The 20,287-nt window shown below is 66.1% G+C and carries 19 protein-coding genes; 13 read left to right on the top strand and 6 right to left on the bottom strand.

The genetic code is table 11. From position 1 onward, the window contains the following. Positions 1-2: 2 nt before the first annotated feature. The 8 genes from QFZ94_RS06030 to QFZ94_RS05995 all read left to right on the top strand — a co-directional run bounded on the left by QFZ94_RS06030 (position 3) and on the right by QFZ94_RS05995 (position 6,991). Complete coding sequence (locus QFZ94_RS06030; RefSeq protein ID WP_368585184.1) at positions 3-1,280, top strand: NAD(P)/FAD-dependent oxidoreductase; 1,278 nt, start codon at positions 3-5, stop codon at positions 1,278-1,280. Between the two features lie 75 nt (positions 1,281-1,355). Next, on the top strand, positions 1,356-2,177 hold the full coding sequence (locus QFZ94_RS06025; RefSeq protein WP_429455893.1) for a substrate-binding periplasmic protein: 822 nt from the start codon (positions 1,356-1,358) through the stop codon (positions 2,175-2,177). 114 nt (positions 2,178-2,291) lie between these two features. Further along, entirely contained in the window at positions 2,292-2,948 is a 657-nt protein-coding gene (locus QFZ94_RS06020) for an amino acid ABC transporter permease (protein ID WP_368585186.1), read from the top strand. 18 nt (positions 2,949-2,966) lie between these two features. Further along, positions 2,967-3,743 carry an amino acid ABC transporter ATP-binding protein gene (locus QFZ94_RS06015; protein ID WP_018435684.1) on the top strand — a complete coding sequence of 259 codons (777 nt, stop codon included), beginning with the start codon at positions 2,967-2,969 and terminating at the stop codon, positions 3,741-3,743. Next, a complete protein-coding gene (locus QFZ94_RS06010; RefSeq protein WP_368585188.1) occupies positions 3,740-4,051 on the top strand; it encodes a (2Fe-2S)-binding protein in 312 nt (103 codons plus the stop codon). Before QFZ94_RS06015 ends, QFZ94_RS06010 begins: the two co-directional genes overlap by 4 nt. After that, on the top strand, positions 4,030-5,406 hold the full coding sequence (locus QFZ94_RS06005; protein ID WP_429455892.1) for an FAD-dependent oxidoreductase: 1,377 nt from the start codon (positions 4,030-4,032) through the stop codon (positions 5,404-5,406). The genes QFZ94_RS06010 and QFZ94_RS06005 overlap by 22 nt, the downstream gene beginning before the upstream one ends. Next, complete coding sequence (locus QFZ94_RS06000) at positions 5,403-6,575, top strand: NAD(P)/FAD-dependent oxidoreductase (RefSeq protein WP_429455891.1); 1,173 nt, start codon at positions 5,403-5,405, stop codon at positions 6,573-6,575. Before QFZ94_RS06005 ends, QFZ94_RS06000 begins: the two co-directional genes overlap by 4 nt. Positions 6,576-6,586: 11 nt before the next feature. Next, a complete protein-coding gene (locus tag QFZ94_RS05995) occupies positions 6,587-6,991 on the top strand; it encodes a helix-turn-helix domain-containing protein (protein ID WP_429455890.1) in 405 nt (134 codons plus the stop codon). A 35-nt stretch (positions 6,992-7,026) separates the two neighbouring features. On the opposite strand, the gene QFZ94_RS05990 is transcribed toward QFZ94_RS05995, so the two are convergent. The 3 genes from QFZ94_RS05990 to QFZ94_RS05980 all read right to left on the bottom strand — a co-directional run bounded on the left by QFZ94_RS05990 (position 7,027) and on the right by QFZ94_RS05980 (position 10,105). Next, the gene (locus QFZ94_RS05990; protein WP_176110758.1) at positions 7,027-7,530 is read right to left on the bottom strand and encodes an Lrp/AsnC family transcriptional regulator; all 504 of its coding nucleotides are present in this window, start codon (positions 7,528-7,530) and stop codon (positions 7,027-7,029) included. 88 nt (positions 7,531-7,618) lie between these two features. Further along, positions 7,619-9,019 carry an aspartate aminotransferase family protein gene (locus QFZ94_RS05985; protein WP_429455889.1) on the bottom strand — a complete coding sequence of 467 codons (1,401 nt, stop codon included), beginning with the start codon at positions 9,017-9,019 and terminating at the stop codon, positions 7,619-7,621. Between the two features lie 195 nt (positions 9,020-9,214). After that, entirely contained in the window at positions 9,215-10,105 is an 891-nt protein-coding gene (locus tag QFZ94_RS05980) for a GNAT family N-acetyltransferase (RefSeq protein WP_429455888.1), read from the bottom strand. 495 nt (positions 10,106-10,600) lie between these two features. Here QFZ94_RS05980 and QFZ94_RS05975 point away from each other — a divergent pair, with 495 nt between their 5' ends. The 5 genes from QFZ94_RS05975 to QFZ94_RS05955 all read left to right on the top strand — a co-directional run bounded on the left by QFZ94_RS05975 (position 10,601) and on the right by QFZ94_RS05955 (position 16,631). Then, complete coding sequence (locus QFZ94_RS05975; protein ID WP_429455887.1) at positions 10,601-12,181, top strand: ABC transporter substrate-binding protein; 1,581 nt, start codon at positions 10,601-10,603, stop codon at positions 12,179-12,181. A gap of 74 nt (positions 12,182-12,255) precedes the next feature. Then, positions 12,256-13,209, top strand: a complete 954-nt coding sequence (locus QFZ94_RS05970) for an ABC transporter permease (RefSeq protein WP_176110762.1) — start codon at positions 12,256-12,258, stop codon at positions 13,207-13,209. After that, positions 13,206-14,198, top strand: a complete 993-nt coding sequence (locus QFZ94_RS05965; RefSeq protein ID WP_429455886.1) for an ABC transporter permease — start codon at positions 13,206-13,208, stop codon at positions 14,196-14,198. The genes QFZ94_RS05970 and QFZ94_RS05965 overlap by 4 nt, the downstream gene beginning before the upstream one ends. Continuing rightward, entirely contained in the window at positions 14,198-16,156 is a 1,959-nt protein-coding gene (locus QFZ94_RS05960; RefSeq protein ID WP_429455885.1) for an ABC transporter ATP-binding protein, read from the top strand. The genes QFZ94_RS05965 and QFZ94_RS05960 overlap by 1 nt, the downstream gene beginning before the upstream one ends. Positions 16,157-16,250: 94 nt before the next feature. Continuing rightward, positions 16,251-16,631, top strand: coding sequence for a helix-turn-helix domain-containing protein (locus QFZ94_RS05955; RefSeq protein ID WP_368624218.1), 381 nt, complete (start codon positions 16,251-16,253; stop codon positions 16,629-16,631). Between the two features lie 15 nt (positions 16,632-16,646). On the opposite strand, the gene QFZ94_RS05950 is transcribed toward QFZ94_RS05955, so the two are convergent. From QFZ94_RS05950 to QFZ94_RS05940, 3 genes are read right to left on the bottom strand one after another with little or no spacing between them, the layout of a single operon-like run. Then, positions 16,647-18,560 carry a HutD family protein gene (locus QFZ94_RS05950; RefSeq protein ID WP_429455884.1) on the bottom strand — a complete coding sequence of 638 codons (1,914 nt, stop codon included), beginning with the start codon at positions 18,558-18,560 and terminating at the stop codon, positions 16,647-16,649. Continuing rightward, positions 18,557-19,489, bottom strand: coding sequence for an electron transfer flavoprotein subunit alpha/FixB family protein (locus QFZ94_RS05945; protein ID WP_429455883.1), 933 nt, complete (start codon positions 19,487-19,489; stop codon positions 18,557-18,559). Before QFZ94_RS05945 ends, QFZ94_RS05950 begins: the two co-directional genes overlap by 4 nt. Next, positions 19,486-20,274, bottom strand: coding sequence for an electron transfer flavoprotein subunit beta/FixA family protein (locus tag QFZ94_RS05940; RefSeq protein WP_429457714.1), 789 nt, complete (start codon positions 20,272-20,274; stop codon positions 19,486-19,488). Before QFZ94_RS05940 ends, QFZ94_RS05945 begins: the two co-directional genes overlap by 4 nt. Positions 20,275-20,287 lie beyond the last annotated feature (13 nt).

The following is a 20,287-nucleotide window of genomic DNA, read 5'->3' as shown; positions in this document are numbered from 1 at the left end:
CGATGAAGCTCGACTCCTACTGGCTCGACACCGCGCCACGGTTTACCGGAGGCACCCAGAGTCCACTGCCGCAGCGGGTGGACGTGGCCGTGGTCGGCGGCGGCTTCACCGGACTGTCGGCGGCGTTGGAACTCGCCAAACGCGGCAAGTCGGTGATCGTGTTCGAGGCGGGCAGGCTCGCGGCGCAGGCATCGGGCCGTAACGGCGGCCATTGCAATACGGGCGTCGCGCAGGACTACGCCGCGTTGTCCGCGCGCATCGGCAGCGAGCGCGCGGCGGAGTTCTATCGCGCGTATGCGGGCGCCGTCGAGACGGTGAAATCGATCATCGCGGAAGAGCGGATCGACTGCGATTTGCGCCACTCCGGGAAGATCAAGCTCGCGGCGAAGCCACAGCATTTCGCGTCGCTTGCGAAGTCGTACGAGGTGTTGCGGCGCGAGGTCGATCCTGATGTCGAACTGGTGCCGCCCGAGCAGATCCGCAAGGAGATCGCGTCTGACAGCTTTTTCGGCGGTCTCGTGCAGCGCAACGGCATGCAGATGCACATGGGCAAATTCGGCGTGGGTCTCGGCGCGGCGGCGGCACGCCGCGGCGCGCAGATCTACGAGAACGCGCCGGTGACGAACCTGGAACCACTCGGCGGCAGCGCGTTCGACGTGCAGTGTCCGCTCGGCACGGTCCGCGCCGAACGCGTGCTGATCGCCACGGGCGCGTCGCAGGTCGGTCCGCTGCAATGGTTCCGGCGCCGCATCGCACCGGTCGGCAGCTTCATCGTCGCGACCGAGCCGCTCGGCAAGGACCGCCTCGATGCGTTGTTGCCGACGCGTCGCTCGTATGTGACGACGCTGAACATCGGCAACTATTTTCGGGCCACGCCTGACGAGCGTTTGCTGTTCGGCGGCCGCGCGCGCTTTGCGATGTCGAACCCGCGTTCGGACGAAAAGAGCGGGCGGATTCTGCGTGACGGGCTCGCCCGATATTTCCCGCAACTGGCCGATGTGCGCATCGATTACTGCTGGGGCGGCCTCGTCGACATGACGGCCGACCGCCTGCCGCGCGCGGGACAGCATGAAGGACTGTTTTATTCAATGGGCTACAGCGGTCACGGTGTGCAGATGTCCGTGCACATGGGTCGACTGATGGCCGACGTGATGTTCGGCGCCGCCGCGCGCAATCCGTGGCGAACGCTCGAATGGCCCGCGATTCCAGGACACTTCGGACGCGCGTGGTTTCTGCCGCTGGTCGGCGCGTATTACAGGTTGCAGGATGTACTGCATTGAACGGATCGACTGATCGCGACTGTCAGATGGCAGGGCAGCGCAGATTGAAAAACACTATTCCCAAAGGAAATCCCCATGTTGCGTTTCATGTTCCAGCCTGCTTCCGCCGTCCGTTTCAACACCGTGCAGCGCTTTGCCGCGGGCGCGGGCCTCGCGATGACGATGATGTTCGGCGCCGCCCACGCCGCCCACGCCGCCCACGCGGCCGAAGGGGCGACGCTGACTGCAGGCTCGCCGCCGTCGAGCGCACCGACCACGTTCATGAACGTGAAGACCCAGAAGATCGAAGGTCTGATGCCGGACGTCGTGAAGGAGATCGGCAAGCGCGAGGGCTTCAATGTGTCGTACGACGCGGTGCCGTTCTCGGCGCTGATCCAGTCGGTGGTATCGGGCAAGATCGACATCATCGTGGCCGGCATGACGCCGACGCCGAAGCGCGCCGAAGTGGTCGATTTCTCGCAGCCGGTTACGGCGTTCGGCGAAGGCATCATCGTGAAGGAGAGCAACAAGGCCGTCTATCACTCGGTGCAGGACATGAAGGGCATGACGGTCGGTGCGCCGACCGGCACCGACTATGGCGATCAGTTGAAGAAGCTCGGGATCTTCACCGAAGTGAAGATGTACGACAGCCCGGCCGACATGACGCGTGACGTCGCGCTTGGCCGCATCGTCGCAGGCTTCAACGACTATCCGATCCTGAAGGCCCAGGAGGCGGCGGGCGCGATGGCGGGAACGCGGGTCGAAGATGCCTATGTGCCGATGGAAAAGTTCGACATCGCGATAGCGGTGAAGAAGGGCAACAGTGCGCTGATGGCGAAGATCAACGACGCACTGACGAAGATGAAGGCCGACGGCACGCTCGACACGATCCTGAAGAAGTGGCACCTCACGAGCTGATTCGCTTCTCGTGACAGGAGGCGGGCCCGCCACGACACGGGACCCGCCCCGCGATGTTCGCCGCCCAGCGGCGCGGCGGACTGAACGAATGCAAACAGCAAGGGAAGGCACGACATGCGCTGGCAAGATATAGCCGACTTTGTACCGATTCTGCTGCAAGGCGCGATGATGAGCATCATCATCACGCTGGGTTGTCTGCTGTTGAGCACCGTGCTCGGCCTGGCCTGGGCGCTGTTGAAGATGTCGCGCTATCCGCACGTGGTACGCGGTGTGAGCGCGATGATCAACGTCGTGCGCGGTCTGCCGATGATCGTGCTGCTGTTTTACATCTACTTCGTGCTGCCGGATATCCACATCCAGGTATCGGCGTTGCAGGCAAGCATCATCGGGCTGGGTTTCGGTTACTCGACCTACGTCGCGGAAATCTTCCGCGCGGGTATCGAGGCGGTCGATCCGGGCCAGTACGAAGCCGCGCAGTCGATCGGCATGGGTCGCGTGAAGACGATGGTACGGGTGATCCTGCCGCAGGCGATCAAGGTGGCTCTGCCACCGTACAGCAACACGCTCGTGATGATGCTGAAGGACTCGTCGCTTGCATCGACGATCACGGTCGCCGAAATGACTCGCGAAGGCCAACTGATCGCGTCGTCGACGTTTCAGAATCTGACGGTGTACACACTCGTCGCGCTCGGCTACCTGGCGATGAGCCTGCCGCTGATGAGCATGACCCGCAATCTGGAACGACGATTCGGTCGGCACAGGGCCAGGTAAGTGCGAAGCGAGGATGCGATGATCGAAATCACGAATGTGCACAAGAGTTTTGGCTCCGTACCTGTTCTCAAGGGCATTTCGCTCAACGTGAACCAGGGCGAAGTGGTCTGCCTGATCGGTGCGTCGGGCTCGGGAAAGTCAACCCTGCTGCGATGCATTAACGCGCTGGAGTCCTACGACGAAGGCGAGATACGCCTGCTCGGCGAGCGCGTCGAGCAGCGCGCGCGCAACATCAACCAGTTGCGCACCCAGGTCGGCATGGTGTTTCAGCGCTTCAATCTGTTTCCGCACCGCACCGCGCTCGAGAACGTGATGGAAGGGCCCGTGCACGTCAAACGCCTTGCGCGTGCGCAAGCGCAACGCGAAGCGTCCGAACTGCTCGACAAAGTCGGGCTCGGCCACAAGCTGCACGCCTATCCTCATCAGCTTTCGGGAGGGCAGCAGCAACGGGTGGCGATTGCCCGCTCGCTCGCGATGAAGCCCAAGGCGATCCTGTTCGACGAGCCGACCTCGGCGCTCGATCCGGAACTGGTCGGCGAAGTGCTCGGCGTGATGCGCACCCTTGCGCGCGAAGGCATGACGATGCTGGTCGTCACGCATGAAATGGGCTTTGCGCGTGAAGTGGCAGACCGCGTGTGCTTTCTGCACGCGGGACTCATCATCGAGGAGGGCACCGCGCAGCAGGTGCTGGGTTCGCCGCGCGAGGCGCGTACCCGCGAATTCCTGCGCCACGTGCTGAGCAATCGCAGCGACGCTCACGTGTCACCGGACGGCATGGCGGGAGCCGCGGCATGAACGGCAGATTCGTACGCTTGGGCGAGACGGCTCGCGCCAAAGTCGAGCTGACGATCGACGGTGAGACCGTCGAAGCGCTGGCCGGCGACACGTTGCTCACCGCGATGCTGTGCTCGGTGCGGCATGTGCGGCGGTCCGAATTCGGTGCTGAAAAGCGCGCCGGCTTTTGCCTGATGGGCGCGTGCCAGGATTGCTGGGTATGGACCGCGGACGGCGAGCGGCTGCGCGCCTGCACCACCGTGGTCGAAGCAGGCATGCGCGTCGTCACGACGCAACCGGAGGGCCCATGGGCGAACCTCGCATCGTAATCGTCGGCGCAGGACCCGCAGGGGCGCGCTGCGCGGAGACATTGCTGGCGGCCGGCATCCGCCCGATCGTCGTCGATGAAGGTCGGCGCGATGGCGGGCAGATCTACCGGCGCCAGCCCGACGGCTTCAGGCGGCCGTACGCGAAGCTGTACGGCACTGAAGCCGCGCGCGCGGAGGACCTGCATCGCAGCTTCGAGCGACTGCGCGCGCAGATCGATTACCGTCCTCAGACGCTCGCGTGGAACGTTGCGCAAGGCAAGCTGCATATCGTGCACGAAGGACACGCGAGTTCGTTGGGCTACGACGCGCTGATCCTGTGCCCCGGCGCGACGGACCGGCTCATGCCGGTCAAAGGCTGGCAGTTCGCCGGGACCTACAGCCTCGGTGCCGCCCAGATCGCACTGAAGTCGCAGGCCTGCGCGATTGGCCGCCAGGTCGTATTCATCGGGACCGGCCCACTGCTGTATCTGGTTGCGAACCAGTATGTGCAGGCGGGCGCCAAGGTAGCAGCGGTACTCGACACGTCGACGACCGGTGCGCGGCTGCGTGCGCTGCCCAAATTGCTGGCGCGCGTCGACGTGTTGCGCAAGGGCCGCGCGCTCGTGGCGGCGTTGAAGCGCTCGGGCGTGCGGGTCGAAAACGGCATCGAGCCGCTCGAAATTGTCGGCACGCCGGACGACGGCGTGCTTGGCGTACGCTTTCGCGATGCGCGCGGCAACGTCGCGCAGATCGATTGCGACGCGGTGGGGCTCGGCTATCACCTGCGTCCGGAAACCCAGTTGGCCGACCTTGCGCGCTGCGCGTTCCGTTTCGATGCGCCGACGCGGCAATGGGTGCCGCAAATCGATGAACTCGGACGTGCTACCGAAAAGGGCGTCTACATCGCCGGTGATGGTGCGCGCGTGCTCGGCGCGGATGGCGCGGAGATCGCCGGACGGCTCGCAGCCTACGCTGCACTGAGCGATCTCGGGCGTGCGGTGCCGGCCGCGACGCTCGCCACGTTGACGCGCGAACAGCGCAAAATGGAGCGCTTCCGGCGCGGTCTCGCTGAAGCGTTTGCGTGGCCTGGCGGGCAGGCGGCCCGTCTGTCCGACGATACGATCGTTTGCCGGTGCGAAGGCATCACCGCCGGCGAACTGCGCCGCGTGGTGCGCGACGAAGGCGCGCAGGAAGCGAACCGCGCCAAAGCGTTCAGCCGCGTCGGCATGGGACGCTGCCAGGGACGTTACTGCGGCCATGCGGGCGCCGAGGTGATCGCGGCGGCCGCGCACGTGCCGCTCGAGCAGGTTGGCAGGCTTCGCGGGCAGGCACCCGTGAAGCCGCTGGCCATCGCAACCGTGGAGGATACCGAATGAACCGCGCACAAGCCGATGTGCTGATCGTGGGCGGCGGGTTCATGGGTGCCTCCGCCGCATTTTTTCTGAGGCAACGGGGCCGCTCGGTGATCCTGCTCGAGCGCCAGCTCGTTGGTCAGCAGGCGAGCGGTACCAACTTCGGCAACGTGCGCCGGCAAGGGCGCTTTCTGCCGCAACTGCCGCTTGCGAACCGTTCGCGCGAAATCTGGGGGCGTCTGCCCGAACTGATCCAGCACGACGCCGAGTTTCTGATGTCCGGCCATGTGCGCGTCTGTTATCGCGAAGAGCAGGCCGATCAGTTCGAAACGTATGCGAAGGAGGCCGCGCACTACGGTCTCAAGCTCGATCTGCTGCGCGGCGACGCGCTGCGCGCACGGTTTCCGTTTCTCGGTGCCGAGGTGCTGGCGGGCTCGTACTCGCAAATGGACGGGCACGCGAATCCGCGGCTCGCGGCGCCCGCGTTTGCTCGCGCGGCGGCGCGGCTCGGCGCGCAGATCGTCGAAAACTGCGATGTCGTGACCGTCGAAAAAGAGGGCGCCGAGTTTCGCGCGACGAGCGCAGAGGGCCGTACCTTCCATGCCCCGGTGCTGCTGATCACAGCGGGCGCGTGGGGCAATCTGCTCTCGGAGCAGTTTGGCGAAGCGGTGCCGATCGCCGTCAACGGCCCGCAAATGGCTGTGACCGAACCTGTGCCGTATGCGATCCAGCCGGTGGTCGGCGTGTCGTCGCCGCAAATCGAGGAGGTCGTGTACTTCCGCCAGGTCGCGCGCGGCAATATCGTGATCGGCGGCTGCGCGCGTGCGCCGGCGTATCTCGACGAACGCCGCGCGAAAGTCCTGCCGCAAAGCACGTTGCTGCAGTTCAGGCAGTTGCAGCGCGTCGCGCCGATGCTGCGCAGGCTGAACATCATCCGGGTATGGAGCGGCGTCGAAGGCTATATGCCCGACGACCTGCCGATCATGGGCGCGAGCGGTACGACGAGCGGCCTGTTCTATGCGTTCGGTTTTTGCGGCGCGGGGTTCCAGCTCGGGCCGGGCGTCGGCGACACGATGGCTGAACTGATCGACACGGGCGCGACCAGCACGCCGCTCGAGCCGTTCGACATCCGCCGCTTCGCGGCCGGCCGGGGCGCTTCGCCGGCGGCTCCTGCCGCGTCGCGCGTTGCGTGAGCGGAGCGTCGATGCTGAGCCCGAGCCGAACCTCGTCGTCATCATCGGCGCCCGATCTCGCGGGCGCGAACCGCCATGCGCGACGTGTGCCGGATCGAGTGAGCGGCGCCGTCGAACGCGCGGTCAACTTCATCGATGCATGTTTCGCCGAGCCGATCAGCCTGGCCGAAATGGCCGCCGTCGCGGAGCTGAGCATTTCGAGGTTTGCGGTGCGCTTCAGCGCGGAGATTGGCGTGTCGCCGCAGCAATACGTGAGGCTGGTGCGGGTACGGCATGCGCAACGCCTGCTGCGGCGAGGCATGCCGCCGTCGATCGTCGCGGCCGAGGTGGGCTTCTTCGATCAAAGCCATCTATGCCGGCATTTCAAGCGCGTGCTGGGCAGAACGCCGGGTGAGTGGCTGAGCACCAACGGCTGATTGCAAGCTGAAAGCTCACCGGGCCCGCGACCGCTTCATTGATGCCGTTGCGAGAACAGTGTTTCCAGCGGGTATTCGGATTTCACGAACGGCGTCTTGATGATCACGTAGCTGAAATACTTCTCGATGCCAATGTCGCGCTCCAACAGTCCTTCGATCACACTCTGATAGTGGTTGACGCTGCGCGTGACGAACTTCAGCAAATAATCGTATCCGCCGCTCGCCAGATGGCATTCGATGATCTCCTCCACGGGACGGATCGCCGCCTCGAACTTGGCGAAGTCTTCGCGGCGATGGTCGGCAAGTGTGACCTCGGTGAACACGATCTGCACGTCGCCGAGTTTCTGCAGCTGGATGTGTGCGCCGTAGCCGACGATATAGCCGGCCTTTTCAAGCCTTTTCACGCGAATCAGACAGGGGCTCGGCGAGAGCCCCACGGCGTCAGCAAGCTCGACGTTCGTGATGCGGCCTTTTTTCTGCAGTTGCGAAAGAATACGCAGGTCGATCCGGTCCAGCTTCGTGTCGCCGCTTGTCGTCATGTATCGGTCTGCCCGTCGAAGGTTCTGCTTTTCGCTGCATCGCGCTTCGCGTGAGTCAAGCGACGCGCAGGCCGATGTTATCACGCGCTCAGGCGGCTGCGCGGCTCGCGCCGCGCAACGCGGCACGCACCTCCGCATGGTCGAGCACTTCGTCGAGCGTGCGCCGCAAACGGCCGAACAGCTGGTCGAATTCCGCCTCGCCGAAGCAAAGCGCGGGCGCGAAACCGAGGATGCTGTCGCCGAACGCGCGGAACACGAGCCGGTTGCGGTAGGCCGCTTCGGCGATCCGGTCCGGCAGCTTCAGCGACGCATCGAAGCGTGCGCGCGAACCCTTGTCGGCGACGAGTTCGAGCGCGCCGAGCAGGCCCCGATGACGCGAGTCGCCGACCAACGGATGATCGAGCAGCGCGTCGAGTCCGGCGGCAAAACGCGGCGCCTGCGCAATACCGTTAGCGAGCAGACCACCCTCCTGATAGAGACGCAGCACTTCGAGGCCGATCGCGGCGCTGACCGGATGCGCGGAGTAGGTCTGGCCGTGACCGACCACTGCGGTATCGCGCGCATCGCCCGCGATGCCCTGGTAGATTTCGTCGGACATCAGCACCGCGCCCATCGGCGCATAGCCCGAGGTCAGCCCCTTCGCCACCGTCATCAGATCCGGCTCGACCTGTTCCGCCTCGCATGCGAACAATGGGCCGGTACGACCGAAGCCCGTGATGACTTCGTCGGCGACGAACAGAATGTCGAGACGGCGGCACGCGTCGCGCATCGCCTTAAGCCAGCCGACCGGCGGCACGATCACGCCGCCCGACCCCTGGATCGGCTCGCAGAAGAACGCGGCGACGTTCTCCGCGCCGAGTGAGGCCACCTTCGCTTCGAGCGCGGCGACCGACGCGGCGATCAGTGCCTGCGCGTTGTCGCCTTGCGGCTGACGGTATGCATAGGGCGACGGCAGGTGGTGCTGGTGCGGCAGCGGCAGATCGAAGTTGCGGTGAAACGCGGGCAGCGCGGTGAGCCCCGCGCCGACGCTCGACGATCCGTGATAACCGCGCTCGAGCGCGATCATCTGCTTTTTCGCCGGACGCCCCGTCGCGTTGAAGTAATGCGTGATGAAGCGGACAGCCGAGTCGATCGCATCGGAGCCGCCGAGCGTGAAGTAGACGTGGTGCAGCGAAGCGGGGGAGAGCGCAACCAGCTTTTCGGCCAGTTCGATGGCGGGTTCCGACGAGAAGTGGAAGTAGGTGGTCGCGTAGGGCAGCTTCGTCATCTGCCGCGTCGCCGCCTCGACGATGCTCTGCTGGCCGTAACCCACGTTCACGCACCACAGGCCCGCAAACGCGTCGAGCAGTTCGTTGCCGTCGATGTCGCGCAGATAAGCGCCGTGTCCGGATTCGAGTACGGTGGTGCCCCGCGCTTCGTGCGCGCGGTAGTTGATGACCGGGTGAATCAGATGCTTGCGGTCGGCGTCGATGAGCGATGTTCTTGACATGGTGGTATTTCCCCGCAGGTTGCGATCAGGTGAGCGTCACCCCTTGATAGTAGCGAGAGCCGCATGCGAGCCGTTCCGCCAAAAAAATGCGCAAAGAGCGCAAGCGCAGCGTTTTCTACCCCACAGACGGCATTTTCTGCCGCGCGTGCTTAATAGCGACGCAAACGCGAGTTCAGCCGAGCGTTCGTGGCCGCGTCAGGTCAGCGACTGCGTGATCACCGCATACTGACGTAGCGGGCCGTCGCCGCGGCTGGGCTCGGAACGGGGTTGCGCGGATGCGATCCGCCGCATCCTGACGACCGTCTCCGTGGGTGCGAGGCCGAGGCCGGTTAGCCACGTTCGCAGGCCTTGCCCGTGCGGCACGTCGATGCGGACCAGCGCGCCTTCGTTCAGCGCGAGCCAATGACGGATCAGCGCTTTGGCGTGCACGGCGCCCGGGCTCGCGCCGGCGACCACGGGGCCGATCAGGAAACCGCGCCCGAAGCGACGGAACATCGAGAAGCCGAGTAGTTCGCCGTCCCGATCAAGCGCGATACCGTCGGCGAGGTCGAGCAGTGGCGGCAGCACGTGGCTGCGGTCGAGACCGCTCGCGCGCGATGCCAGCTCGACGAGTTGCACGGCGTCGCTCGCGCCGAGCGGGCGCAGCCGCTCGTTGGCGGCCAGCGCGACGAGCGGCGGACGGAACGCCGCGCCCTGCATCTGGTCGAGTGCGCCGCAGGCCTCGAAGCCGAGCGCGTCGCACATCGGCCGGGCAGCGTCGGTCGCATAGAGCGTGATGTCGCGCTTGCCGATCTCGTCGAGTGCGTAAGCGAGCAGCGTGCGGCCGATACCCAGGCCGCGGTGCTCCGGCGCGACGATCAGCATCCCGAGCGTCGCCTGATCCGCGCCGAACTTCCAGCACACGACGGTGCCGACCAATGCGCCTGCCGTCTCGGCGACGAAACCGATTCCCGTGTGCGCGGAGAATCCCCAGTCTTCACGGCGATGCGGCCAGCCGATCGCGGCGGACAGGCGTTGTGCGGCGGGCAGGTCGTTGGCGGTCAGGCGTCGGTAGGTGACAAGTGCGTGCGTGGTTGAATCGGGCACGGGGTGCTCCGTGATTTGTCGGCCGTGCCGCGACTGTTGCACGTTGCTCGCGCGTTGACTAGTACGAACTTCTCATCGTCGTGCGTGCCGCGCCCGGCGAGGCGCCGCTGCGCCCGTGCCGGGCATGCCACGCGAAATGTGTGGTTCGGTCGTGCAGATTGCGTGCGGCGTGCTGAAACGGCCAATTTTGTCGGTGCAATCCGCGGTGCGCTCGCCGCTACGATGATGTGCATGCACCGACGCCTCGCTTCGAAGATCGCACACGGCGCCGGGCTCGCGCGTCAGGGTCAATGCCAGGGGCGGCAAATCATGCTGTTTGGACCACGCAAAACCATGTTTTCGAATGGTCGAATCCAGCGATACGCGATCAACGCCATTTTTTGCAGTGCTTAAATCGATTCATGCAGTGCCGCCGCGCCGCGACCAGCACGCGGAGCGCCGTCGAACACCAATGCTGGATATCCCGCGTTCAATCACCAGTGAGGAGCAGTTCGCATGTACGACGACGAAATCAAAACGGGCGGTTTCAGCCGCCGCGACATGATGCGTTTGCTGGCTGCCGGCGGCTTGCTCGCCACCGGCGCGGGAGGCTTGCTGGCGGGCGCTCGCCCGGCGCTTGCGGCAGCCGCGCCGAAGAAAGGCGGCAAGATCCGGGTCGCCTACGACTCATCGTCGACCGCGGATACGCTCGACCCGGCCAAGGGATCGGCAGGTGCTGACTACATCCGCTTCTTCATGTTTTACAGCGGCCTGACGCAACTCGACAGTTCGCTGACGCCGCGGATGAATCTCGCCGAAGCGGTGGACACGAGCGATGCGAAGGTGTGGGTGATCAAGCTGCGCAAGAGCGCGACCTTCCACGATGGCAAGCCGCTTGCGCCCGCCGATGTCGTCTACTCGCTGATGCGTCATAAGAATCCGGCGACTGCTTCGAAGGTGAAGACGCTGGCCGATCAGTTCGTGGAAGCGAAGCAGACCGGCCCCAACGAAGTCACACTCACGCTCGCGTCGCCCAACGCGGACTTGCCGGTGATTCTCGCCACGCCGCAATTCGTGATCATCAAGGACGGCACGACGGAGTTCACGACGGCCGTCGGTACCGGCCCGTACAAGGTGAAGACGTTCAAGCCCGGCGTCTCGACAGTCGGCGTGCGCAATGACAACTTCTGGAAGACGGGCGGCGGCCCCTACCTCGACCAGATCGAGCTGATCGGTATCGGCGACGACGCGGCGCGCATCAATGCGCTGCTGTCCGGCGATGTCCACCTGATCAACGCGGTCGATCCGCGCTCGACGCAGCGCATTGCCGCGACGCCGGGCTATGAGGTGCGCGAGACCAAGTCGGGTCTCTATACCGATCTGATCATGCGACGCGACAATCCGCTGACCGGCAACCCCGATTTCGTGCAGGGCATGAAGTATCTGTTCGATCGTGACCAGGTCCGCACGGCGGTGTTCCGCGGCTATGCGGTGGTCGGCAACGATCAGCCGATTCCACCCAGCCACCGTTACTTCAATGCGTCGCTGCCGCAGCGGCCGCACGATCCGGACAAGGCGAAGTTCTACTTCCAGAAAGCCGGAGCGATCGGGACGGCGTTGCCGCCGATCTATGCGACGACCGACGCGAACGGCTCGATCGAAATGGGCGTGCTGCTGCAGCAGTCCGCCGCGAAGATCGGCGTGAACCTGAACATCAACCGCGTGCCGGCCGACGGTTACTGGTCGAACCACTGGATGAAGCATCCGCTCGGGTTCGGCAGCGTCAATCCCCGCTCGAGCGCCGACGTGCTGTTCACGCAGTTCTTCAAGTCGGACGCGCCGTGGAACGAGTCGGGCTGGAACAACCCGAAGTTCGACCAGCTGCTGGTCGCCGCGCGCTCGGAAACCGACGATGCGAAGCGCAAGCAGATGTACGGCGACATGCAGGTGCTGGTAGCGGAGCAGGGCGGCATCGGCATTCCGACCTTCCTGAGCCTGCTCGATGCGAACGACAAGCGCCTGGAAGGGCTTCAACCCATACCTACCGGCGCGATGATGGGCTTCAACTTCGCCGAGTACGTATGGTGGAACGCGTAACACGTTGAAGCGCGCGCACGCGCCGGGCGACGCACGGCGCGTGCCCCAAAGCCTCAACCGAGGAGCTCATGCCTATGAACGGGAATATCGCCCAGTTGATCGGCCGGCGCATTGCGGTCACTGCGCTGACGCTGGTGATCGTCTCCATCATCATCTTCGTGATCACCAATCTGTTGCCCGGCGATGCCGCGCAGGCCGCACTCGGCCAGTCGGCAACGGCCGAAACGGTCGCGGCACTGCGCCAGCAGTTCGGTCTCGACCAGCCGGCTTACCTGCGGTACTTCCATTGGCTCGTCGGTCTGCTGCACGCGAACTTCGGCGTGTCGCTATCGAATAATCTGCCGGTCTCCGAGCTGATCGAAGGGCGCTTGCCGAAGTCGCTGACCCTCGCGGCGATCACCACCGCGGTGTCGGTGCCGATCGCGGTGTCGGCGGGCATCCTGGCGGCGGTCAAGCGCGACTCGCTGATCGACCGCATCGTGAGCCTTGGTACGCTGTCGCTGGTCGCCACGCCCGAGTTCCTGATCGCGACGCTCGCGGTGCTGGTGCTGGCCGTCAAGCTGCACTGGCTGTCCGCGCTGTCGTACAGCGGCGACATCGAGAGCCTGCACGACTTTCTGCGCGCGTATGCAATGCCGGTCGTAACCCTCTGCGCAGTCGTGATTGCGCAGATGGCCCGCATGACCCGCGCCGCGGTGATCGAGCAGCTCAGTTCGTCGTATGTGGAAATGGCGATGCTGAAGGGCGCGAGCCCCGCGCGCGTGGTACTGCGCCACGCACTGCCGAATGCGATCGGCCCGATTGCCAACGCGATCGCGCTGAGCCTGTCTTATCTGCTGGGCGGAGTGATCGTCGTCGAGACCATCTTCAACTATCCGGGCCTCGCGAGCCTGATGGTCGACGCGGTGAGCAACCGCGACTTCCCGCTCGTGCAGGCCTGCACGCTGCTGTTCTGCCTCGGCTATCTGATGCTCGTGCTGCTAGCCGACCTGTGCGCCATCATCTCGAACCCGAGGCTGCGGACATGACGACTCTTCGACCTTCTTCCGATTCGTCTCACCCACTCGGCGCGCTCGAGCCGGTGCAGCGCAGCAGCATGCTGCCGCAGGGCGCGGAGCCACCACGGTCATGGCGTGGCGGCGGCGCTCCGGCGCCGCGGCCGGTGCGCCGTCGCAGCGTCGCTCAGCGCATGAATCTGTCGACCGGCGGCTGGATCGGTCTCGCGATGGTGAGTTGCGCGCTGTTCGTCGCGGCGTTCGCGCCGTGGATCGCGCCGCACGCGGTGGGCGCGATCGTCACGCCCGACGTCTTCGCTGGCTTCAGCGCGAAGCTGCCGCTCGGCTCCGACTACCTGGGCCGCGACATGCTGACCCGCATCATCTACGGCATGCGGCTGACGGTCGTGCTGGCGCTCGCCGCGGCGCTGCTCGCGGCGCTCACCGGGACGATGCTGGGCTTGCTCGCGGCCGTCGCCGGCCGCCATATCGACGAAACCATGAGCCGGCTGCTCGATGCGGTCACCTCGATTCCGTCGAAGATGTTCGCGCTGATGATCGTCGCCGCGTTCGGCTCGTCGCTGCCGTTGCTGATCGCGACAGCGGCCATCAGCTACATGCCGGGCTCGTACCGGATCGCCCGCTCGCTCGCGGTCAATATCGGCACGCTCGAATATGTGCAGGTCGCCCGGGCGCGCGGAGAAAGCGCGCTTTACATCGCGTGCTTCGAGATGCTGCCGAACATGATCCACCCGATGCTCGCCGACACCGGGCTGCGTTTCACGTTCGTCGTGCTGCTGCTGAGCAGCCTGAGCTTTCTCGGCCTGGGCGTGCAGCCGCCGTATGCCGATCTCGGTTCGCTGGTGCGCGAGAACATCGCCGGTCTCGGTGAAGGCGTGCCCGTGGTGATCCTGCCCGCGATCGCAATCGCGGTGCTGACGGTCGGCGTGAACCTGCTGATCGACGGACTGCCGCATCGTGGGCGCCGCAAGAACATGCCCGATGCCGATGGAGGCCATTGATGAAGGGACACCTGTTCAGACGTGCTCACGCGGACTTTACGGCCGCCTCGCAGACCGCGTCGTTACCTTCGTCCAATCTGGTCGAAGTGCGGGGCCTGCGCGTGGTGGGAAGCCGCCCCGGCGAGCCTGATACCACGATCGTGCACGACATCGACTTCGAGATTGCGCGCGGCGAGGTGCTCGCCTTGATCGGCGAATCGGGTTCGGGCAAGACCACGATCGCGCTGTCGCTGATGGGCCATGCTCGCAGCGGCTGCCGCATCGCGGGCGGGTCGATCCGGGTCGACGACACTGACGTGCTCGGACTGTCGCCGAAACAGCTCGAGGGATTGCGTGGCCGCAAGGTTGCCTATATCGCGCAAAGCGCGGCGGCCGCGTTCAACCCGGCGCGCTCGATCATGGACCAGGTGATCGAAAGCGCGCTGATTCACGGCACGCTCAGCAAGCGCGCCGCGCAGGCAAAAGCGGTCGAACTGTTCCGCGCGCTCGCGCTGCCGGACCCGCAGAAGATCGGCCAGCGTTACCCGCACCAGGTGTCGGGCGGCCAGTTGCAGCGGCTGATGGCGGCGATGGCGCTGATCACCGACCCCGCCCTCGTGATCCTCGACGAGCCGACCACGGCGCTCGACGTCACGACGCAGATCGACGTGCTGCAAGCGTTTCGCGGCGTGATCCGGCAATGCGGAATGACCGCCGTCTATGTGTCGCACGATCTGGCGGTGGTCGCGCAGATGGCCGATCGGATCGTGGTGCTCAGTAACGGTGAGATTCGCGAAACGGGCCGCACCGAGCAGATTCTGCATGCGCCGGCCCATCCTTATACGCAGAGCCTGATAGCCGCGGTGACGCCAGTCGCTCCCGCTGCATCGACCGCGGCCGCGCTGGACGCGTCGCAACGCAACGCGGCGCCGCTGCTCGAACTGCGCGGGCTGACGGCCGGCTACGGCGGCACCGACGCGCACGGCTGGCCGCACAAGGTCATTCTGCGCGACGTCGACCTCGCAATCGGCCGTGGCCAGACGGTGGGCGTGATCGGCGAGTCGGGTTCGGGCAAGACCACGCTCGCGAAGGTGATCGCGGGGCTGGTGCCGATGGCGCGCGGCAAGCTGCTGCTCGATGGTGAGCCGCTTGCCGCCAACCTGAACCGTCGCAGCCGCGAACAGTTTCGCTGTATCCAGATCGTGTTCCAGAACGCCGACACGGCGCTCAACCCGACCCATACCGTCGAGCGCACGCTGGCGCGCCCGTTGAAGTTCTATCACGGTATGAAGGGCGAGGCCGCGCGGCGCCGCGTCGCCGAACTGCTTGGCCTGGTGCGCCTGCCAGCCGAACTGGCGCAACGTCGCACCGGGGAGTTGTCGGGCGGGCAAAAACAGCGCGTGAATCTCGCGCGGGCGCTGGCCGCCGAACCCAAGCTGATCCTTTGCGACGAAGTCACCTCCGCGCTCGATACGGTGGTCGGCGCAGCCATTCTCGAACTGCTGCGCGATCTGCAGAAAAAGCTCGGCGTGTCGTATCTGTTCATCACGCACGACATCGCCAAGGTGCGCGCGATCAGCGACGACATCGTCGTGCTGTACGCAGGGCACCGCGTCGAGGCGGGTAACCGCGACGCGTTGTCGGCGCCGCCGTACCACCCGTATTCGCATCTGCTGGTGTCGTCCGCGCCGGAACTTCGCGCCGGCTGGCTCGAAGAAGCGGGCGAGCGCTGTCATCAGACGCTGCCGCCGATCGGCGAGCCGGCCAATGAGCCGCAGCTATGCACGTTTCTCGCACGTTGTCCGATGCGCATCGATGGGGTCTGCAACCGCACGCCGCCGGCCGCGCGCACGCTCGAGAGCGGCGCGCAGGTGCTGTGCCATCGCAGCGAAGCGGAACTGCAGCAGTACCAGAACGGACCGCCGGACGGCGCTACTGCGGCTGGTGGGCTCGCGCAGTCCGTCACGCTGCGCGTCTGATGGCCAACTCGCGCTTCGCGATGACGGCATCCGCCGTGTCGAATCGGTGTCGTCGGAGCGGCGCGCATGATTTTGTGGCCCGAGGGGATACGACATGACTGGAATCTTCGACTACACCGCCAGCGGCACGACCGTGGTGATGTCGCGTGCGATCAGGCGGGCCGTGGCTTTTATCGAAAGCTCGTTCGCGCAGCCCGTCAGTCTTGCGACGCTCGCGGCGACGGCGGGCTTGAGTGTGTCGCGCTTTGCGACGCTGTTCCGCAAAGAAGTGGGAATCTCGCCGCATCGTTATGTGTGTTTGGTGCGGATCCAACACGCCAAGCGGCTATTGCGCGACGGCGTCCCGCCGTGTGAGGTCGCGACCGAGGTCGGGTTTTTCGATCAGAGTCACCTTGGCCGACATTTCCGGCGCGCGGTCGGCGTGACGCCGGGGCATTTCGTCGCTTCGCCGGAGGCGGTCAGCGCGTGCCGATAAGGTCCTGGACAGAAGCTAAGGAGCGAACGCCGAGCTAGCGGAGTCGTCGATCCGCAGCAGACGGCCCGCGTTGGCGATCACGATGAACGTGCCGACGTTGTGCAGGATCGCTGCCCACACTGCGCCGAGCATGCCGGTCGCGGCGAGCGCGATCACCGCGAGCGTCCACGCGAGGCCGATCGCCGCATTGGTCGTCGCCGTGCGCCGGCATTGCCGGCCGAGGCGGATGCAGGTCGGAATCCGCCGCAGATCGTCGCCCAGCAGCACGATGTCGGCCGACGCGATCGCAATGTCGACGCCGCGCTCGCCCATCGCGATGCTCGTCGAGCCGGCCTTGATCGCCAGCACGTCGTTCAGCCCGTCGCCGACGACGAGCGGATGCAGGCCCGCCCCGATCTCGCGCATCACGTAATCGAGCTTGTCGTGCGGCAGCGCCTGCGCGACCACCGTCTCGATACCCGTCTCGGCCGCGACTTTGCCGGCGACGCGCTCGAGGTCGCCCGTCAGCAGCGTCTGCCGCGCGAGGCCCAGCGTTCGCAGCTCGGCGAGCGCTTCGCGCGCGTCGGGCCGCAACGTGTCGGCAAAACCGAACCACGCGAGCAGCCGCCCGCCGAGCACGAGTCCGACGAGCGGCCCGTCGAAACCGTCAGGCGCCGGCGGCAAGTCACCGGCATGGTCGGCCAGCAGTGTGGGCCGGCCGAGTACCGCCGTGCCGGCCGGCGTGTCGGCGATGACGCCGAGCCCGCGCAATTCCCGCGTGCGTTCGAACGGCGCAACATCGGCGCTCGTGAGGCCGGACGCAACGGCATCACGGACGAGCGCGCGGCTCGCAGGATGCGCGCTGCTTTCGCCGAGCCGCGCGGCCAGCGCACGCGCCTGCGCGGCGTCGACACCGGGCTGCGGCCACACCTGCCGGACCTGCAATTCCGCGCGGGTGAGCGTGCCCGTCTTGTCGATCACGAGCGAATCGACCTCGGCGATCTTGTCGAGGAACGCGGCATTGCGAAACAGAATGCCGTGCCGCGCGCCGACCGCGATCCCGGCAATGGCCGTGGACGGCGCGGCGAGCACCAGCGCGCACGGGCACGCGGCCACGATGACCGCGAGCATCGCCGATGCATTGGCGGACGTGAACCAGACGATCGCGGCGATCAGCAGGACGAGCGCGAGATACGCGCCCATATGCCGCTCGAGTACCTGCGTGACGGGCGGTTTCGCCTGCTCCGCATGCTGCATCAGCGCGATGATCTTGCCGAGCGTCGAATCCTTGCCGGCGTGAGTGACCTGGATGCGCAGCACGCCGTCGAGATTCAGTGCGCCGCCATAAACGGCGCTGCGGTCGATTTCCTCGCGTCGTCCGTCGATCCAGATGCCTGTCATCGGCTGCAGCGACACGCCGTTGAGCAGCGCGCTCGTCACGCCCCATTGTCCTTCGACGCACAAGACGAGCTGCGTCGAAGCTGCGGTGATCCGCAGCGAGTGCGAGGCGACATTGACGCGGGCCTGGCAAGCGCCGCGCCGCGTCATCACGTTCAGTACCTCGACCGGTCGGGCGCGCACGCTCGCCCAGATCAGCAGATCGCCGGAAAACTGCACGGGCTGTCCCGGGCGCGCGAACCACGCGCCATCCTGCGAATGCAGATCGAGCGCGCCGTCATCGAGCAACAGCAGCGTGCGATCGAGTCCCGGAAATTGCGAGAACCTGCCGGGACCATTCAGTGCGGCGAGGCTGACGCGCCACTCGATGCCGCCATCGTCGCTCGCGCGTTTGGCGATGGTGCGCGTGATGCCGCCGCCGTTCGCCCACGTTTCGGGCGCGAGTTGCGCGCAGTCGAAGAAATGAATCGAGTGCTGCGAGGGTGGCTTCCCGAAGCTCGCCGAGGCACGGAGCGGGGCGCCGCGTTGATCCGGATGCGTGAAGTCCGTCATGAGGTGCCCCGTGCGCCGACGTACGCTTCCAGGTCGCGCATCGTCTCGAACAAATCGCCGACGAACCCGATGTCGGCGACGGAAAAGATCGGTGCGTCGGGGTCCTTATTGACGGCGACGATGAGCTTCGAGTCCTTCATGCCGGCCAGATGCTGAATCGCGCCGGAGATGCCGAAGGCCAGGTAAGCATCGGGCGCGACCGTTTTGCCGGTCTGTCCGACCTGTGCGGCGTTGGGCGCGTAACCGGCATCGACGGCGGCGCGCGAGGCGCCGAGAGCGGCGCCGATGCGCTCGGCCAGGGTGCCGAGCCGCGCCATGTTTTCTTGCGACGCGAGGCCCCGGCCGCCTGCCACGACGACGCGCGCAGTCGATAGATCGTGGCCCGTTTGCTGCGCCGCCTGTCGTTCCACGAGGCTTGTCTTTTCAAACGCAGGCACGGCATCGAGCGTCACGATCGACGCGTTCCCGCCCGCACGTTCGACCGGCGCAAACGACGACGCGCGAAACGTCGCGAACGTGAGCGCCGTTTCGCTTGCCACGGTCGCCAGCACGCTGCCCGCATACAGCCCACGCACGAAACAGCCATCGTTCGCGAGTCCGAGCGCGTCAGGCACGAACGCGCTGCCGGTCAACGCGGCCGCGCGCGGAAACGCGCCGCGCGCCAGCGGCCGATGGGCGGCGGCAATCAGCGAATAGCCGGTGCACACGCTGCGCAATTGAGCGGCGAGACTTTCCGGCGTCGCCACGCCGTCGTAGCGGCTGCTCAGCACGCGTGCTACGCCGGGGATCTGCGCGGCCTCGTTGGCGGTCTCGGCATCGAACGTAAGCACGTCGAGCGGCGCGCCTCGCTGAGAGACAGCGCCGATTACGCGCAACGTGGCGTCGCTGATCGAGCCGTGATCCGATTCAGCCAGTACCAGAGTTTTCATACGATGGCTCCTGCGCGGTCGAACACGCGATGCGCCGCGAGCGCATCGAGCAAAGCCGCGGTATTCGCGACCTTCACGCCCGCCTGCCGCGCGGGCGGATCGCGCAGCTCGACGATCCGGCTTTGCGGCGTGAGCGTGCCGCCGAGCGTGGCCGCGTCGAGGGTCGCGAGAGGCTTCTGCCTGGCCTTCACGATGTTCGGCAAGCTCACGCGCCGAGGCTCGGCCAGGCGCAGGTCCGCGCTGACGACCGCCGCGCCGTCGAGCTGCCATGTCGCGGTGCCCGAGTCGTCGCCGCAGGTCACGCGCCAGCCGGAGCCGTGGGCGACGATGGCGCTCGCGTCGAGCGCCTGCGGCCAGTCGAGCAGGCCCGCGAGCATCGCGGCGACGCCGCCCGTATCGTCGTCGATGGCCTGCTTGCCGCAGATCACGAGGCCGAATGCATCGCCGTGCGCCGACAGATACGCGCGCAGCAGGCGCGCGACAGCCAGCGAGTCCAGCGAGTCCTGCGATGTCGCAGCCGCGCCCGTATCGAGCAGGACCGCGTTGTCCGCGCCCATCGCGAGCGCCGTGCGCAGCACGTCCTGGCTATTGGCCTGCCCGCAGGTGATGACGGTCACCTGCGAGGCGTGTCCCGCTTCCTTCAGTTGCAACGCTTTTTCCAGCGCGCACTCGTCGAAGGGATTGAGCGACATCTTCAGGCCGTTCGTGTCGATCGCGCCGCCGGCGCCGACTCGCACGCGCACGTTCGGATCGACCACGCGCTTGACGGGGACGAGAACCTTGATGGACATGATCGTC

Source organism: Paraburkholderia sp. JPY465 (assembly GCF_050436725.1).
GTDB lineage: Bacteria > Pseudomonadota > Gammaproteobacteria > Burkholderiales > Burkholderiaceae > Paraburkholderia > Paraburkholderia youngii.
The sequence above is the reverse complement of the archived record's forward strand: the minus strand, read 5'-3'. Positions and strand labels throughout refer to the sequence as shown.